The following is an 18,371-nucleotide window of genomic DNA, read 5'->3' as shown; positions in this document are numbered from 1 at the left end:
CTAAAAGCATTTCCACAATCTGCACACTCCACTTTACCCAAATAACAAAAAAACATACTTGGACACATGAATTGACTCATAAAAAGAACGGTCGTTAACACAAATCATCTAATTTATGCTTTCAGCCGTTCGTTTTTATAACAATATTAACATTTATTGCAAAATATTAACCATTACTCACTTCTAAGTGCATCAATCGGATTCAGGTTGGCCGCCTTAACAGAAGGAAGCAGACCAAAGATGATACCGATCAGCATAGAGAATACTACAGAGCCTATAATCGCCGGAACGCTGATGGCTGTAGGTGAGCCTGCCACCTTGGATACTACTTTTGAAAGTCCGATTCCAAGAACAACTCCGATAATACCTCCAACACTGGTAAGTACTGCTGCCTCCGTCAGGAACTGTCCCAGAATCACCTTCTTTCTGGCACCAATTGCCTTCTTCAGACCAATCTCCTTGGTACGCTCGGTTACAGATACCAGCATGATATTCATAACACCAATACCTCCAACCAGAAGAGAAATACTTGCGATCCAGATCAGCTGGGAGTTGGTGCTCTCACTTAAATCCTGAAGATCCTTTACCCGCTGCATAACATCATCTGCTTTATACTTGAAGCCGCTGCTTCCACTGCCAGTGCTGCTGATAGATTTATTCAGGATTTTCGCCACAGCTGAACCTGTTTCACTCATGTTGTCCGTGCTGTCTACTTTGACGATCGCATTCTCAGGCTCATCAAATTTGTAAGAAATCGGCCAGCATTTATTTGGAATCATTACGGTTCCAATTACATTTTCATAATAGCTGTCGAAATCACTCGGTGTATCCATGTTGGGCAGGCTGTCAGCCGACTGGCGTACAACTCCTACAACTGTATAGGGTTCAGAACCGATCTCAATGATTTTTCCCACCGGATTCGCTCCCGGAAACATGGTATCAGCAGCATAGCTGTCCACCAGTGCCACCTTGCGGAAATTATCATAGTCAGCCTGTACAAATCCCCTTCCGGAACGAACCTGATAACCGCAGGTATTCAGATAATTGGTATCAATACCATAGACCTTGCCGCCGGAAAAACTGCTGTTCTCATAGTAAACACTGCTGTTGTAATCTGTTCTGCTGTAGAAAAATGTTGCATTCTCCACATGATCTGTTTTTAATACTTCATCCTTCAGGCTCTGACTTAGGATCGGTGTAGAGCCGGAAGAACTGCCATCATAATAATCCACACTGTAAGCACTGTCTCCCTGTGACAAAGTTACATTTACCGTGTTATTTCCAGAACCGATCAGGTTATCCTTAATCTGCTCACTCGTTCCCTTAATCGTGGAAACAATAGCAATAATAGATGCAATACCGATAATAATACCCAGCATTGTGAGGAAAGATCTCATCTTGTGTGACCAGATTCCCTGGAATGCCAGACGTATATTTTCAAACATGAAATCCCTCCTTAACCAAGACCGCCATATGATGTGGAATCATATCCCATAAACGTATCCAGCGATCCTTCCTTTGTCTTCATACCTTCTTTGATGGATTTCGAATAAGGGAATGCAATCTTGTCATCCATGGACAAACCGCCGCTTACCAATACATAAGCACCACCGTTTACATTCTCTTTTACCTTAACGATCTGTTTCTTCAGCACACCATTGTCATCCTTATACACATAGCTTACGCCGTCTTCCGTTCGGACAAAAGCCTTGGAAAGAACAATGCCGTCAGTACTCTGCGCCTGCTGTTCCAGCTGGATATCCACCCAGTCTCCAACACTTACCTGCACGGTGTCATCTGTGATCTTGGCAGTAAAATTATAAGAAGAAACATTTGGATTGCTGTCTCCATAGTAATAATAGGAGCTGTCTCCATCAACTGCATAATCGGAAACCTGGATCACCTCAGCCTCAAAATTCATATATCCATTCTCACCATAAGAATTGCAGTTCAAAATTGTGCCTTCCTTCACCTGGTCAAGCATAAGTTCCCCTACAGTTCCCTGTACGTAATAGCCGTCTTTGCTCTTAACGATCATAAAGGAATCAGATTCTGAATTGGTACCTGTAGCTGCATCTCCCACAGTGGTTACAATACCATCCAGCTTACTGGTGATCATCTGTCTGTCAGCTTTCTTCTGAAGCTTACTGATACTGATCTCACTCTCCTGCACATCCAGTTCCAGACTGGCAATCCGGTTCTTCTGGATCTTAATGGCCTCTGAACGGGACAGGGAAGAGCTTCCGCCACCACTGCCTCCATCACCAGGAATATCCGGCTCGTCATCTCCATTATCATACTGCATAGCCCCGTCAAGGGTAAAATCCATTTCCGCAAAACGGTCAACCGGATTGCTGAGCATATTTCCATCGACCAGATAGTATCCGGTACAGGATCCTTTTCTGTTGGTATAATCAGCAATGGTATCCTTCTGATGGAATTCCAGCAGATACCAGTATCCGCCCGGATGAAGAAGAATGGTTCCGTCAGCATTATAGCCAGCCATCTTGTTCAGAAAAGCCCCGGTTACATTTACCTTGCCTTTTGCACTGGAACAAAGATACAGATAAGGATCTTCTTCGGTTCCTGTTCCTTGGTAAGGTTCTGTATCATAATCCAAAGTCAGGTAAAAAGGTTCCTCTCCATCTACAAATCCGTCATTTCCAATGGTAGCATTATTCTGTGAGGAACCAGAATTGCTTCCATCTGAAAATCCTCCCTGATTCGTGTCTGAAATATCACTGCTAAACCCATCACTGGAAGGTTCATCATAAAATCCGGAAGCAGTACCCGGATCGCCGGTGCTATACTCTGAATCGTCTTCAGAATCATCTCCGGAATCAGCTTCTGTATCAGCAGAAAGATCTCCTGTGTCACCGCTTGTCATTTCATCTGCAGAACCAATATCTTCGCTTCCCACTTCCTGGGTATCTGCAGAAGTAATTTCTTCATTTCCAACTGCCTGAGCGTCTGCAAATCCATCTGTCACAGCAGCCAGAAGCATTGGCTGCAAAACAGCTGCCAGATAATGATCAGAAGCAGTTACTGCGGAAGACAGTTCATCATCTCCCATAGAATCTGAGCTGTCATCTTCTGTAGAATCCTTTCCTGAATCAATCAGATTGTCTGCGGAGGAAGAATCGGAATCAAGAATCGGTCCGCCATTTTGCAGGCTGGCAAGTCTTTTCTTTGCAGCAGCAAGATCCTGCTGCTGCTTCTGAAGCTTCAGCTTGGCAATATTCAGTTCCATTTCCACAAGCGTCATATCAAAGGATATCAGCTTGTCTCCCGGCTTTACCTCATCCCCTTTGCTCACATAAACTTCCTTGATGATCATGTCTTTCTCTACGGAAATCCTCTGTGTTGCATTGGCATATATAGTTCCACTCAATGTAGCATCAGAATCATATCTTTCACCTGCCAGATCACTGACGCTTGCCACCAGCACTTCCTTCTGGCTTCCCTTCCGTACATACATTAGTCCGCCGCCAATACCGGTTCCTACAAGGGCTGTGACTACCACACCTATTATAATTTTCTTCGCTTTTCCCATAGGATCACCTCTTTTCCTGAAGCTCACCGTCACGGATCATAACTACCCGCTTGGCATGTGCTGCAATATCCGGATCATGAGTGATCATAAGAACAGAAACACCTTCATCATTCAGCTTCTGGAAAAGCTCCATAACCTGTCTGCCAGACTTACTGTCCAGTGCACCGGTAGGCTCATCAGCCAGAAGAAGTCTTGGATTATTTACAATGGCACGGGCTATGGCAACTCGCTGCATCTGTCCCCCTGAGAGCTGATTGGGTCTGAAATCCACACGGTCTGCAAGCCCCACCCGGTCAAGTGCTGCAAAAGCGCGCTCGCGTCGCTCCTTCTTCGGCACATGAGCATAGTTCAGCGGCATTTCCACATTGGAAATAGCAGACTGCCTCGGAAGAAGATGAAAACTCTGAAATACAAATCCAATCTTGTTCAGACGGATATCTGACATCTCATTCTCAGAGCATTTGCTGATGTCCTGCCCATCCAGAAAAAAAGTCCCCTTGGTTGCCTGATCCAGACAGCCGATTATATTCATCAATGTAGATTTACCAGAACCGGAGGGTCCCATGATGGCTACATATTCGCCCTCTTCCATGGAAAAGTTTACGTCCTTCAATACGGGGACAATCATTTTTCCCTGCTGGTAATCTTTATAAATCCCCTTCAGTTCAAGTATCATCCTGCGGCCTCCGTATCATCAGAACCATACTGTCCAGGCTCATCAATGCTCTCATCAGTAAAATCTTCTGAATCATCCTCTGTAAAATCTTCATCTGAGAAGTCTTCTGAAGAGTCTGTATAATCACCATCAATGGCGGCATCCATGCTTTCATCAGAAACACCTGTCTCAAAGTCCGCACTGGAATAGTCTCCATCCATAGGCTCCATGGTATCCCCGTCTGAGTACTCACTGCCATCCAGATTACTTTCCATATCAACAGCCTCCAGATCCTCATCTGTCATCTCAGATACATCCTTTGTCCGCATTCCCTCTGCCAGGCTGTCTGATGGGAACGCAATACTGTCATCTTCTGTAAGGCCATCTGCGATCTCATATTCTGAAAGATCATCATCATGCTGCCCAAGAACAACGGAGCGCTTCTCCAGCCTTCCCTTGGAATCTACAGCCCACACATATGGGTTTTCTGTATCTGCATCCACAATATAATAATCTCCCAGCCAGATACCTTTCTTCTGCTCTTCCTGTCCCTCATCCATTTCTATGTATACATGCTGTCCTAACATAAGTCCCTCTGATGAATCCAGAGTTACATAGAAAGGATAGGTACTGGAATTTGTAGTATCATCACTGTTGGACATTCCAAAATAGGAATTACTGCTACTGCTGTTCGTAGAATTCTGCTCGTCCACAGCCCCCATAGTTCCATGCCAGATCTGATTCTCATCAACTCTGGATCGTACAATAACTGCGGAGCCTGGAACAACCGTTTTCCGGTTCTGCTCATTTACCTGCCCCTTAATACGGTAAGCACCTGTACTGAGAATGGTAATAAAAGAATTATCAGAAGAATCACTTCCGGAATCAGCTCCCATGCTGTCATCCAGAGTATCTCCATCATCGCTTCCCAGCTTACTGGTATCAATTTTCTGGATGACTCCGTCGATTTCGCTTCGTACTTCTGTATTGGTGGTAGCAGCCTGTAGCTTATCAATCTCTGCCTGCTTGCTCACCTGGTCATATTCGTTCTTCTTCAGGTTCATCTTATTGGTCTCAATCTCAATGGTGTAAGAAAGCTGGTTGTTCTTATTGGCTTTCTTCTTCTCTTTCTCAAGAGTGGATATCTGCGTATTGAGGCTGAGTGCTTCATTCTTCAGACGATCAAGAGCCAGCTGGGCTTCCTTCAGACTATCCTGGATACTGCTCAGGTCGTATTCAAAAAGCAGCTGTCCCTTCTTTACCTCATCTCCAACCTTCACCTTCACTTCGGTAACAGTTCGATTGTTCTCAATATTTACCTTTACCGTCTCCTGAGGTTCTACTACGCCTGCGAACCGGTTCAGCACTCCGGAATCTTCTCCAAGAAGAGTGCTGATCTTAGTCACATATGCAACTTCACCAGAAGCCGCTGCAGAATCCCCATAATTCTCTTTATAGTAATACCAGCCACCGGCACCAGCTGCTCCAGCAAGAATGATCAACCCTCCGATGACAAAACCTTTTTTCTTCATGGTTACCTCCTATACGATAACTCAATGGTTTTCAATATCTTTTGCAATTATAACAGATATATCTCCACATCTGTCATCTGCATTTACCCTGTTTATAATAACAGATTCATCCCCAAAAGAAAAGTATTCTAAGCTAATAATGCAATTTTCACAATTTATTCACTCTTTTTTAGAAATATCGTCTAAATTTTAGGCATTTTTGACTTTTATGAAAAAAAATGGTATAATAAAAAAGTTTTATAAACATTTTACGTAATAATTTGAAAGGAAAGAACTCTGTATGAAGTCAGTCAGATTTCTGCTTCCTCTTCTTTTGCTTCTCTGCACTTTTTCACTGTGCGGCTGTACCAGCAAAGAGGAGAAAAAAATCGAGGACGCAGTAAAGCAGGAACTGGATCAGCTAAAGAATCTGGATTCCGTTACCACACAGAAATACATCTCCTACCAGGAGCTTTTCCCCGGTGAACCCGAAGATATCGCTATTTCTTCTGATATTGAAGAAGTCTTTTCTCTCTTTTTCCAGGATTTTGACTATAAAATTCTGGATGTTAACGTAGACAAGGACAAACAATCCGCACAGGCGAATCTCAGGCTGGTCACTCTGGATGCCCATGCGCTTGCTGAAGATTTTTCCAAGGCGCAGCTGAAGCATGAAATTTCCCAGTCCGCTTCCTCTGAAGAAACCACGGAGCAGACCATTTCCCTTGAAGAGCGCTACACGCTTCTGGATGAACTGCTTAAGAGTAATGACTACCAGACTGTGGAGCGTAACTGCACCATCTCCTTAGACGCCTCAGATAAAGACGGCGAAACCAGTTGGGAGATCCGGCGCACCAATACACTGGAAAATGACCTTGTCGGCGGTCTTATGAACGATCTCACAGACCCGGATATTTTATCACCGGAAGACACACTCTTAGTTTATCTGAATACCCTGAAAAATATGTCCACAGAGGAACTGGGCAATTATTTAAATGCAGATTCCATTATCAGCACAGAAGACCCTGCAAAGATCAGCCTTGCAGAAGCACTGGTAAAACAGGTTCACTCCACCTTTGATTATTCTATTGGGGAAACCACTGTTTCCGGCTATACAGCCACAGTTACAGCCAATATTACCACCTTTGACAGCGATGCTATTCTGGAAAATTATCAGAAGGAGCTGGATACCTATCTTGCCTCTGTGGATGCTGTTATCGACGGTGCCCAAAAACGATATGAAAAGTCCTACAGTCTGCTTCTTGAATATATTGAAGAAAATACAGCTACTAAAACAGTGGAAACAACTTTCACACTGATCAACGATGGCGCTTCCTGGAAACTGGAAGACGCAGGAACGGTGTTTGGACAGGCATTATTTGGAACTTTAAGTTCCAGCCCGGTAGAAGACGAACAGGAAACCAACGGATGATATAGTTAAAATTTACGCCTTTGCAAATTTGTGCAGGGGCGTTTTTTATTTGTGCTGACAGCAGATCCAAAGTCCATACCAGACAGACCCTGACAACATTCTTCCAAAAGAAAAACCCCACCCATTTTTGCAGGCAGGATTTTTCAGTCAGCTTATTCCAAATTATAAGCTAGGTTATCTCTTGTTGTATTTCTTTTCTTATTCCTCAGTCTCTGGAGCAGCTTCTTTCTCAACTTCAAGTCCCAGCTCGTCCAGCTGTGCTTCGCTTACGCGCTGCGGTGCCTGAGTCATCAGACAGGATGCATCTTTTACCTTCGGGAATGCAATTACGTCACGAATGCTGTCAACCTTGGCAATGAGCATAACCAGACGGTCAAGACCATAAGCCAGTCCGGCGTGAGGCGGAACTCCGTATTTGAATGCATCCAGAAGGAATCCGAACTGCTCATGGGCAGCTTCCGGGGTAAATCCAAGCTCTTTAAACATTCTCTCCTGAATGTCATCCTGATGGATACGAACACTGCCGCCGCCGATCTCGTTACCATTCAGTACAATATCGTAAGCCTTCGCACGAACAGCGCCCGGATCTGTGTCGAGAAGCGGGATATCCTCATCCATCGGCATTGTAAATGGATGGTGCATAGCTGTGAAACGGTTTTCTTCCTCGCTCCACTCAAGAAGCGGGAACTCCGTTACCCATACGAAGCGGTATTCGTTCTTGTCAAGAAGATCCATCTGTTTTGCAAGCTCCAGACGAAGTGCGCCAAGAACATCATAAACCAGTTTCTTCTTATCCGCTGCAAACAGAAGCAGGTCACCTGCTTTACCGTCCATAGCAGCTACAAGAGCATCCATCTCCTCATCTGTCATAAACTTGGCAAAGGAAGACTTTCTGGTGCCATCTTCTGCGATTGCAATATATGCAAGACCTTTTGCACCATATCCCTTGGCAAACTCTACTAACTTGTCAATTTTCTTACGAGGCATGCTGCCCTGGCCTTCTGCGTTGATACCACGAACGCTTCCACCAGCTTCAAGAGCACCTGTAAATACAGAGAATCCACAGTTCTTCACAATATCGCTTACATCATGAAGCTCCATGCCAAATCTCATATCCGGTTTATCAGAACCGAAACGATCCATTGCTTCCTGCCATGTGATTCTCTCGATTGGAAGCTTCACATCGATACCAAGAACCTCTTTGAACAGGTAGGAAAGATATCTCTCATTTACATCGATTACATCATCAACATCTACGAAAGAAAGCTCCATATCGATCTGTGTGAACTCCGGCTGACGGTCAGCACGAAGATCCTCATCACGGAAGCATCTTGCAATCTGGATGTATCTGTCATATCCGGAACACATCAGAAGCTGTTTGTACAGCTGCGGTGACTGCGGCAGACCATAGAAGCAGCCAGGATGTACACGGGATGGTACCAGATAATCTCTTGCGCCTTCAGGAGTACTCTTTCCAAGCATAGGAGTCTCAATCTCCAGGAATCCCTCGTTTGTGAAAAAGGATCTTGTCAGCTGCATTACACGGCTCTTCAGGATCAGGTTTCTCTGGAGATCCGGACGTCTTAAGTCAAGGTAACGGTATTTCAGACGTACATCCTCTTTTGTTTTGCTGTTCTCCTCAACCGGGAATGGCGGAACTTCTGCCTCAGAAAGAACGCGGAGAGATTTTGCTCTCACTTCGATCTCACCTGTTGCAAGATTCTCATTTACTGCACCACCACGTTTCTCAACGGTTCCGGTAACTGCGATCACAAACTCGCTTCTCAGCTTGCCGGCTTTTGCAAAGCCTTCTTCATCAATGGAACCATTTTCAAAGATCAGCTGCATAATACCACTGCGGTCACGTAAATCTACGAAAATGATTCCTCCTTTATCTCTTGCTTTCTGAACCCATCCCATAAGTGTTACTTCGCTGCCTACCATCTGTGTGGTCACTTCTGCACATCGACAGGTTCTGTGCAGTCCCTGCATACTCTCAGCCATTTTAAGGCGCCTCCTTATTCTATGGGGTTTCCCCCAGCTTTCTCTGATTATGAACCATTCAGCTGTATTGCTTTGAATGATCCATAAAATATCATTGACGGCTGTTTTTCAAAAACAACACGTTAAATCTCTTTATCAGCGTTTAAAGAATTCCACAAATTCCGTATAGCCTTCAGCTGTCATCTGGTCTTTCTGGAATTTCTTATTCTTCTTCATAATAGAGATATTGACCTGAACTCCGGTCTTTCTCTCTTCTTCTGCCTGACGAAAAATCTCAATCAGCTTGTCTGACGGCATATTTTTCTCAATAAGATATGCCTTCTTAGTCTTTGCTGTAGGAATCTGATATCCTCTTTCAAGAAGGAGCATAACAATACGCTCAAATCCAATAGAGAATCCGCATGCACTTGTATTGTTTCCTGTAAATTTACCAATCATCTCATCATAACGTCCGCCGCCGCCAACACTGCCGCCAAACTCATCCATGGAAATTTCGAAGATCGGACCGGTGTAATAAGACATGCCACGAACCAGTGTAGGATCAAATGCCATCTTAAAGTCAGCAGTCTTCACAGCTTCCACAGTGGAAATGATCGTCTCGAGATCTGCTGCAATCTGTTCGTCAAGAACATCTGCCAGCTTCTCCTTGCAATATCTTACGCCCTGGATATCTGAGCTGATTTCTTTAAACATCGCAAGATAAGTATCAATGCTTTCTTTTGCAAAGCCTTCCTCTTCCAGTTCTTTCGCTACGCCCTCAAGACCAATCTTATCCATCTTGTCAAGAATGATAAATACAGTATCAAAGCTTTCCTTCGGAAATCCGCTATACTCAGCCATAGCCTTCAGAATACGACGGTCATTGATACGGATAGTGAAATTATGGAAGTCAAGCTTACCAAGAAGTGTAGTAGTCGCAAGTACCAGCTCGATTTCTGCCATATAAGTAGGCTCACCTAAAATGTCAATGTCACACTGCATAAACTGACGGAAACGTCCTCTCTGCGGACGATCAGCTCTCCATACATATCCCATCTGAAGTGCCTTAAATGGTCCAGGCAGTTCATTAGAGTTATTTGAATAATATCTGGAAAGAGGTACTGTCAGATCATAGCGAAGACCTGAATCCACAAGATCAGCTTCTTCTTTTGCCTGGTCAAGCTTCAGCTTCTCACCTCTTTTTAAGATTTTGAAAATCAGCTTCTCATTATCACCGCCCTGTTTGCTGCACAGGTTCTCAATGTGCTCCACTCCTGGAGTCTCAATTGAAGTAAATCCAAAGGAACCATATGTCTCACGGATCAGTCCTGTAACATAGTTACGGACTTCCATCTCCTTTGGTAAAATATCTTTCATGCCGGTAACCGGCTTCTTCTTTAATGCCATGTGTCCTCCTTATTTACCAGCCTGGCTGGCGTGTACTACTCTTTGAAATGCAAGAAATACTTCCAGATCAAAGTTTTTTATTTCATCTATCATCAATTCCATCACAGTATGCTTATCAAAAGCCTTGCGGTAAGACCGATCCTGACTCAATGCACAGAATACATCGCACACACGAAGGATCCGGGCACCGATGGGAATCTCCTTCCCTGCCAGATTGGACGGATAACCGCTTCCATCGTAATTTTCATGATGATAAAGAATACTCTCAAGAACAAAATCCGAATAGCCCTGGTCTTTCAGTTCCTCATAGCCAAGTGTGGAATGCATGCGGACATATTTCAATTCCTCGATTACCATGGGATTACTTTCCTGCCCGTTGATATAGCTTCTCAATTTCAGCTTTCCTATGTCGTGAAGCATTCCTGCAATTGCAAGATCGTAACACTGCTCATGAGGAAGACCCAGCTCCTGACTTAACGCGTACGCCAGATTACTCACTGCGATTCCATGCCTTAACTCTGCTGATAAATCAAATTCCAGAACTCTGTCGGATGTTTCTGACTGTTCACTGGAAAGCTTTTCCAAGAATTTTCCCTCCCTCCTACAACCAGGTTCCAATTCCTGTTCGCTTTCTTTCAATCATCTCATCAATACGGGCAATATAGCTTGTGACATCTTTCACATTCTCCACCCGCTCAATACGTTTGCCATGGTCAAAGACCAGTTTGGAAGAACCGCCTGCTCCAAGAGCAATGATCGGTTGTTTTTCTTCCATAATCAGTATATTGTAAATCCCGGCTTTGTCAACCTTTGCATAGCCTACATTTTCAAAATTTCCCTTCATATTTTTCTGACGGTACAGATAGTAAGGTCCCATTTCCATGGAATATGCAGTCTGCTGTGTCAGATCCATGATCTCCTGGTTATTTTCAAATGTCATCTCCTGATATTTGTCCTTGAACATATTCAGGCGTGCTGCACGCTTCACAGCCAGAGAATGTACGGTAAGACTATCCGGGGAAAGCTCTTTTACTTTCTCCAATGTGTATTTCACCTTAGAAATATCTTCTCCAGGCAGTCCTACAATGAGATCCATGTTAATATTGTTATAATTCAGTTTTCTGGCAAGATGGAAAGCTTCTATGGTCTGTGCCACAGTATGACGTCTTCCAATGATTTCCAGAGTATCCTGATTCATGGTCTGGGGATTAACAGAAATTCTGGTCACAGGAAATTCTTTGATCGTCTCAAGCTTCTCCCTTGTAATACTATCTGGTCTGCCAGCTTCAATGGTAAATTCTACAAGTCCATCAAAGCCAAAGGACTCTCCCAGCTGATCAAGAAGCCTTTTCAGCTGATAGGGCTCTAACGTGGTAGGTGTGCCTCCGCCGATATAAATCGTATCCAGCTTGTAGTTCTTCATCATCCTGGCCGTTTCGCGAATTTCCAGACATAAAGCATCCAGATATTCATCTACTCTTTTTGCCCAGAGCTTCAAAGGGTAGGAGCTGAAGGAACAATACAAACAGATACTTGGACAAAAGGGAATACCTACATATAAGCTGTAACCATGCTCATAATCAATATCCTGAAGAAGTGCCCGCTCCCTGTTTGCTATGGTGATGGCAAGAGCAGTTTTCTTTGCGCTTACCAGGTAACGCTCCCGCATTTCCTGTGCAATCTCGGTATTTTTCATACCACTCTCGATCATCCCCATGGCAAGCTTGGCCGGACGAATTCCCGTAAGATTCCCCCATGGAAGGGTTCTGCCGGTAAGCTTCACCAGAACATTGTACAGTGCATATTTCAGACTGTCCTTGTTGGCTTTACGAAACTCATGGGCATCCATGAGTTTCTCATGAGTTTCCTGACTGGAATCCCCGTCTGCCCCCCGGATCACCTCTGCGCTGGCAACACCTTTTTGATCCTTCGTCTCATATTTTATAACAAAATTGTCATTTTCTTTTTTCACAGTAAAGAAGATATCGTACTCCTCTTCGTCTTTTTCGTAGAGGCTGTGGATATCTCCTTCCGGATAAAATGCTTTTATTAATTCATATATATCATGCTCGAAATCCCTGTCAAGCAGCAGGATTCCTATTTTACACAAATGGATTATACCTCTTTTCGTAACCGATAGTTGTAGATGTATCATGCCCCGGATAAACATTTGTTTCATCTGGAAGGGCATTTAACAGCTTATGAAGGCTCTCCCGGATTTCACGGGAACTGCCGCCTGGAAAATCCGTTCTTCCAACAGAACCGCAGAATAATGTATCCCCGCTGAACAGAACCCTTTCGTCTTTCAGATAGTAGCAACAGCTTCCTTTCGTGTGTCCTGGAGTGTGGAGCATCTGAATAGAAAATCCAGCAGCTTCAAATACTTGCAGGTCCTCCAGAAAAACATCAGGACGCACAGAACATGGTTTATGCATCCGGTCAGTCATATTCACAGAAGGCTCCCGAAGCATTTCTTCTTCCTGGCGGCAGGCATAAACCGGAATCTGATACTCAGCTTTCACAGCCTGTACTGCCATAATGTGGTCAAAATGTCCATGAGTCAGAAGGATTCCTACCGGCTTTGCACCCATATCTTCCACCTTCTGAAAAATTCTCTTCGGTGAATCTGCCGGATCAACGATCAGCGCTTCACCGGTTTCTTTATTTTTTAAAAAGTAGCAATTGGTATATACAGGGCCAAGAACCATCTGCTGTAATTCAAGTTTTCCCATAGATTATCCTTTCATGGCAGCTGATATGCCATTTATGTTATTATTCCGTTATTGTCCGTGTCCTGACCGGTAACATACCATCCAATGCTCAACGTACTGTATATCTCCAGCCAGTTCACATTTCCATTGTTTCTCAGCCTGTAGTTCTTTCTACATCCAAAACACTTTCCAGCTGACGTATCTTCTCGATAAGGGAATTCAGTTCATCCTTACAGCTGACGTTAAAGCTTACAGAAATAGTGGCCTTCTCCTGCTTGTTTGTTCGGCAGTTAATATTTCGGATGTCAATCTTACGCTCTGTAAAGATCTTGGAAATATCAACCAGAAGACCGGTACGATTATTAGCATATACATTGATCTCAGCCATGTAATGCTCATCCGGCTTGATCTCCGGATCCTGCCACTCTGCTTCCAGAAGACGTCTTCTGTCCATTTCAGACATATTCATCACATTTACACAGTCAGTTCGATGAATGGTAACACCACGGCCTCTTGTAACATATCCAACAATCTCATCACCGGGAATCGGATTACAGCATTTGGAGAAGCGTACTGCAACGTCATGAATGCCCCGTACTACAATGCCGCTCTTGCTCTTGATATGATGCTTCTTATCCTGATTCTCTGCGGCTGCTGCCTCCAGAACTTCTTCATCTGTGAGATTCTTTTTATTCTCTTTATCATAAGCTTCTACAAGCTTATTAAATACCTGTCCCTCTTTCAGTCCGCCATGTCCGATGGCGGCAAGTACAGAATCCCAGTCACGGAAACCATATTTACGAAGGACTGCGTCCAGATACTGAGTCTTGGTGTAATTAGCGAATTTAAAGCCCTTACTCTTGGCATACTGGGCAAGCATTTCCTTGCCCTTCAGAATATTATCTTCCTTCAGTTCTTTCTTGAACCACTGATTGATCTTATTTCTGGCCTGTGTACTCTTGACCACCTTCAGCCAGTCACGGCTTGGTCCCTGGGAATTCTGGGAAGTAATGATTTCAATACGGTCACCATTCTGGATCCGGTACTCAATGGGCACCAGTTTGCCATTTACCCTGGCACCTACCATTTTGTTTCCTACAGCACTGTGCACGCTGTATGCAAAATCAATGGGGGTGGAGCCGTTAGGAAGGGTTTTCACATCTCCCTGTGGAGTAAAGCAGTATACACTGTCTGCAAACAGATCCAGATCATTTTTCAGAAGACTCATGAACTCTTTATTATCGGACATGTCTCTCTGCCATTCCAGGATCTGGCGCAGCCAGTTCAGCTTCTCCTCCTCACGATTGCCTGAGGAAGCCTTACCGTCAGAAGCCTCTTTATACTTCCAATGTGCAGCAATACCGTACTCGGCAGTCTTATGCATCTCAAAGGTTCTAATCTGAATTTCAAAAGGCTGTCCATTCGGTCCGATCAGCGTGGTATGCAAAGACTGGTACATATTTGGTTTGGGCATTGCAATATAGTCCTTGAAACGTCCTGGAATTGGCTTATACATCTCATGGATCACACCAAGTGCCGCATAACAGTCCTTCACTGTATCTACCAGGATACGCACTGCAAACAAATCGTAAATCTGATCAATCGTCTTATTCTGATTTACCATCTTTTTATAGATACTGAAAAAGTGTTTTACACGGCCGTCAACCTGTGCCTTAATTCCGGCTTCTACCATATGCTGATGCACAGTCTTGACAATATTCCCTACGAATTCCTCACGGACGCTTTTACGAAGTGCTACTTTCTCAACCAGATCATAATAAACATCTGGTTTCAGATATTTCAGGGAAAGGTCATCCAGCTCTACTTTGATCTTGGAAATACCAAGACGCTGTGCGATAGGCGCATAGATGTCCATCGTCTCTCTTGCCTTCTCCTTCTGTTTCTCAGGAGTCATGTACTGAAGAGTACGCATATTATGAAGACGGTCTGCAAGCTTGATCAGAATAACACGGATATCCTTTGCCATGGCAAGGAACATCTTGCGAAGGCTCTCTGCCTGTAGCTCTACTTTATCCTTGGAATAGGACAGCTGACCGATCTTAGTTACCCCATCTACCAGAAGCGCAACCTCAGGACCAAATTCTCTGGTGATCTCATCACAGGTCATCCAGGTATCTTCAACAGCATCGTGAAGAAGGCCTGCTACAATGGTCTCCTTGTCCAGTTCCAGATCCGCCAGAATAATGGCAACACATAAAGGATGAATAATGTAGGGTTCCCCGGACTTTCTCTTCTGATCCTTGTGGGCTTCCCTTGCAGTCTCGTATGCCTTCTGGATCATGGTTATGTCCGTAGAAGGATGATATTTCTTTATGCTGGCAATCAGCTCATTATATAATACTTCAGGGCTTGTAAAGTCGTGCATGGATTTTACAGCTGCATCTGCTTTCTTCACAGACTCCAGCTTCTCCATATCCTCTTTTGATACTTCAGGCTCCTTGCCCTGCTCGTTAACAATATCAGCCATATTTCACACCTGCCTGTTTAAATACTATCTGCGTCAGCATCCGCCCACCTGTTTCCCCGGGGGAATCTGGCGAAACAGACACATCCTTTATTTACCTTCATAACGGATTACAGAAGCAACGTCATATTTCTCCAGTTTCTTACGCCCCTCAAGACCCGCAAGTTCCATCAGAAATACGATCTTCACTACCACTCCACCAAGCTGCTCTACCAGTTTCGCTGCAGCTTCAACTGTACCGCCTGTTGCGATCAGATCATCAATGATAACTACCTTCTGTCCTGGCTTAATGGCATCCTTGTGAATCTCAATCTCAGCTTTGCCATATTCCAGATCATAGCTTGCAGAAACGGTCTCACATGGGAGTTTTCCTTTCTTACGTACTGGTACAAAAGACTTATGAAGATTATAAGCAATTGGCATTCCAAAAATGAATCCACGGGATTCTGTTCCCACTATTACATCCACATCCACATCCTTCAGACAATCCTGCATGGAATCAATTGCAAGCTTCAGTCCGTCTGCGTCCTGAAGGATACTGGTAACATCTCTGAAAATAATGCCTGGTTCTGGAAAATCAGGTATACTTCTTATATATTCTTCTATTTTTTTCATAATAGCCTCCTCAGATTAATGGATGTTGTGGGGAAAGCCTCAGCCACCCCAGAGCGTGTTTAAAAAAAGAAAGCCTTTTTCACACATGCTCTAGCATCATAAATATTTTTTAGTATAACACTTTTTAAATCGGGAATCAACGCAAAACCGACAGGCTCACTGGAAATACTGCATTTTTCGTGGTTTTACATGATTATCCCCTTTTTAGCAATAATTTTGTATGACAATTTGCAAAGAGTCTCTTCCCATATAGGAGTTGATCTTCGGATAATAGGTTACAGAAATAGTTCCATGAGACCTTGCAAACTCTGCAAACTCCTTTGCCTCGCCCCAGTAAACCCCATCCATCACCGTGCCGGATTCGTCCATCAGCTGCAATTTCACTGTATTCTGAGTCTTTCCATATATTCCGGTTTTTAAAACGCGGAGATTTTTCTGGGCAAAAACAGGCTTCGCATTTCCTTTTCCAAAGGGTTCCAGAACAGAGAGCTGACGGATCAGATTCTCGTTTATGTAAGAAATGGGCATTGGTACATCGATCACGATTTTTGGGATCATATCTTCCTCTGTCAAGGTGCAGTTTTCATTGAGCTGACGGCGAAACGCTTCCACATTTGCTTCTTCTATAGAAAGACCTGCTGCCATAGGATGGCCACCATACTGGAGCAACAGACTGTCACATTTTACAAGCTCCTCATACATGGAATAATTTTCTGTAGATCTGCCGCTGCCTTTCACCGATTTTTCCCCTCTTGTAAGAACAAAAGCAGGCTTGTGATATTTTTCACGGATTCTTCCTGCTATGATTCCTGCAAGACTCTCATGACAATCCGGCAAAAATACAACCATTACTCTGTCATTTTTCAGATTGCTGCCCTCTATCAGCTTGTAGGCAGCTTCTGTACCCTGTTCCGTCAGTGCCTTACGGCTGTCATTCAATGCTTTCAGATCGTTTGCAAGCTTTGCAGCCTCTTCTTCATCTTCACACTGTAATAGGGACAGGGAGCGCATGGCTGTATCCAGTCTTCCGCTGGCATTAATGCACGGACCAAGGCGAAAACCAATATCGTAGGAACTGATTTTCTGATTTTCCAGACCAATTGCTCTTATCAAAGCTTTCAGTCCCTTATTTTTTGTATGAGGCAGACGTAAAAGTCCCTCTTTTACAAGAATACGGTTTTCTCCCTGAAGGTCCATAATATCTCCAACTGTAGCGATAGCCGCAGGTTCCAGATAATCTTCTTTCTCACTCTCCGGGATTCCATATTTTTCATACAATGCAAAAACCAGTTTCATTGCAACCACTGCGCCACAGATATTTTTATTTGGATACGTACAGTCAGACTGTTTTGGATTGATAATTGCATCTGCCAGAGGAAGCTTGTATTTTCGCCCTTCTTCTGTATCTTCAAAAGGGACCTCGTGGTGATCCGTCACTACCACTGTCATGCCCATTTTTTTTGCAAATGCAATCTGATCTGCAGCCGAAATTCCATTGTCACAGGTCACGATCGTATCTACTCCATCCTCTTTTGCTTTCTCTATAAGATGATTATGAATTCCATATCCATCTGCAATGCGGTCCGGAATATAAGTATCTACATTCGCCCCCAGGCGTTTAAATCCTTTTAACAGAATATAAGTTGCAGTTACACCATCAATATCATAATCTCCTATAATTCTCATTCTGGTTCCCAGATCTATTTTTTGCGAAATAATTTCCACAGCTTTGTCAATATCCTTCAGACTTTTCCAGGATGGAATGTCATCCAGGGTTCCGTTCAGATACTGATTAATTTCTGCATCTTCTGTAATATCCCTGTTCCGGATAATCCTGGCGATCACCGGATCTATTCCATACTTCCGGCCAATCTTCTGAAAATCAGCTCTCTTCGCCGCTAATACCCATTTTTCCATGCTTTGTCTCCTGTTGTAAATTGTATTGCTATTTAATTGGTTGGTCGTTATCCCGGACGCGATTTCACAATGTATATTCACCGCCGCGCGTCGCAACGTTCC

At 43.9% G+C, this 18,371-nt stretch carries 13 protein-coding genes; 1 reads left to right on the top strand and 12 read right to left on the bottom strand.

The window, feature by feature from the left end; genetic code table 11:
* Positions 1 to 173: 173 nt before the first annotated feature.
* Genes AB5642_RS08080 through AB5642_RS08065 form a run of 4 tightly spaced genes read right to left on the bottom strand, consistent with a single transcriptional unit; the run spans position 174 to position 5,740 of the window.
* Positions 174 to 1,445 carry an ABC transporter permease gene (locus AB5642_RS08080; protein WP_173718308.1) on the bottom strand — a complete coding sequence of 424 codons (1,272 nt, stop codon included), beginning with the start codon at positions 1,443 to 1,445 and terminating at the stop codon, positions 174 to 176.
* Between the two features lie 11 nt (positions 1,446 to 1,456).
* Positions 1,457 to 3,553 (bottom strand): efflux RND transporter periplasmic adaptor subunit, encoded by a 2,097-nt coding sequence (locus AB5642_RS08075; protein ID WP_173718307.1) that lies wholly within the window; start codon positions 3,551 to 3,553, stop codon positions 1,457 to 1,459.
* Positions 3,554 to 3,557: 4 nt separating this feature from the next.
* Positions 3,558 to 4,229 carry an ABC transporter ATP-binding protein gene (locus AB5642_RS08070; protein ID WP_148461915.1) on the bottom strand — a complete coding sequence of 224 codons (672 nt, stop codon included), beginning with the start codon at positions 4,227 to 4,229 and terminating at the stop codon, positions 3,558 to 3,560.
* Positions 4,226 to 5,740, bottom strand: a complete 1,515-nt coding sequence (locus AB5642_RS08065) for an efflux RND transporter periplasmic adaptor subunit (protein WP_173718306.1) — start codon at positions 5,738 to 5,740, stop codon at positions 4,226 to 4,228. Before AB5642_RS08065 ends, AB5642_RS08070 begins: the two co-directional genes overlap by 4 nt.
* Positions 5,741 to 6,020: 280 nt before the next feature.
* On the opposite strand from AB5642_RS08065, the gene AB5642_RS08060 reads away from it, so the two are divergent.
* Positions 6,021 to 7,151 carry a hypothetical protein gene (locus tag AB5642_RS08060; protein ID WP_173718305.1) on the top strand — a complete coding sequence of 377 codons (1,131 nt, stop codon included), beginning with the start codon at positions 6,021 to 6,023 and terminating at the stop codon, positions 7,149 to 7,151.
* 198 nt (positions 7,152 to 7,349) lie between these two features.
* Here the strand turns inward: AB5642_RS08060 and aspS are convergent, their stop codons facing one another.
* The 8 genes from aspS to recJ all read right to left on the bottom strand — a co-directional run bounded on the left by aspS (position 7,350) and on the right by recJ (position 18,269).
* Positions 7,350 to 9,155, bottom strand: a complete 1,806-nt coding sequence (gene aspS, locus AB5642_RS08055) for an aspartate--tRNA ligase (RefSeq protein ID WP_148461918.1) — start codon at positions 9,153 to 9,155, stop codon at positions 7,350 to 7,352.
* Positions 9,156 to 9,290: 135 nt separating this feature from the next.
* Entirely contained in the window at positions 9,291 to 10,541 is a 1,251-nt protein-coding gene (gene hisS, locus AB5642_RS08050) for a histidine--tRNA ligase (protein ID WP_118579399.1), read from the bottom strand.
* 9 nt (positions 10,542 to 10,550) lie between these two features.
* A complete protein-coding gene (locus tag AB5642_RS08045; RefSeq protein ID WP_173715889.1) occupies positions 10,551 to 11,126 on the bottom strand; it encodes an HD-GYP domain-containing protein in 576 nt (191 codons plus the stop codon).
* Positions 11,127 to 11,142: 16 nt separating this feature from the next.
* Entirely contained in the window at positions 11,143 to 12,651 is a 1,509-nt protein-coding gene (hemZ, locus tag AB5642_RS08040) for a coproporphyrinogen dehydrogenase HemZ (protein WP_330590208.1), read from the bottom strand.
* On the bottom strand, positions 12,644 to 13,273 hold the full coding sequence (locus tag AB5642_RS08035; RefSeq protein WP_148461921.1) for an MBL fold metallo-hydrolase: 630 nt from the start codon (positions 13,271 to 13,273) through the stop codon (positions 12,644 to 12,646). The genes hemZ and AB5642_RS08035 overlap by 8 nt, the downstream gene beginning before the upstream one ends.
* A 133-nt stretch (positions 13,274 to 13,406) precedes the next feature.
* Positions 13,407 to 15,686 (bottom strand): bifunctional (p)ppGpp synthetase/guanosine-3',5'-bis(diphosphate) 3'-pyrophosphohydrolase, encoded by a 2,280-nt coding sequence (locus AB5642_RS08030; RefSeq protein ID WP_334285875.1) that lies wholly within the window; start codon positions 15,684 to 15,686, stop codon positions 13,407 to 13,409.
* Positions 15,687 to 15,827: 141 nt separating this feature from the next.
* Positions 15,828 to 16,352 (bottom strand): adenine phosphoribosyltransferase, encoded by a 525-nt coding sequence (locus AB5642_RS08025; protein ID WP_118579390.1) that lies wholly within the window; start codon positions 16,350 to 16,352, stop codon positions 15,828 to 15,830.
* Positions 16,353 to 16,556: 204 nt separating this feature from the next.
* The gene (recJ, locus tag AB5642_RS08020) at positions 16,557 to 18,269 is read right to left on the bottom strand and encodes a single-stranded-DNA-specific exonuclease RecJ (protein WP_173718302.1); all 1,713 of its coding nucleotides are present in this window, start codon (positions 18,267 to 18,269) and stop codon (positions 16,557 to 16,559) included.
* Positions 18,270 to 18,371 lie beyond the last annotated feature (102 nt).

The sequence above is a fragment of the Ruminococcus sp. 1001136sp1_2201st1_G3_2201SCRN_220225 genome, from assembly GCF_040924365.1.
Classification (GTDB): Bacteria; Bacillota; Clostridia; order Lachnospirales; family Lachnospiraceae; genus Blautia_A; species Blautia_A faecis.
Note: the sequence above shows the minus strand (reverse complement) of the source record. Positions and strands in the feature narration are given on the sequence as shown.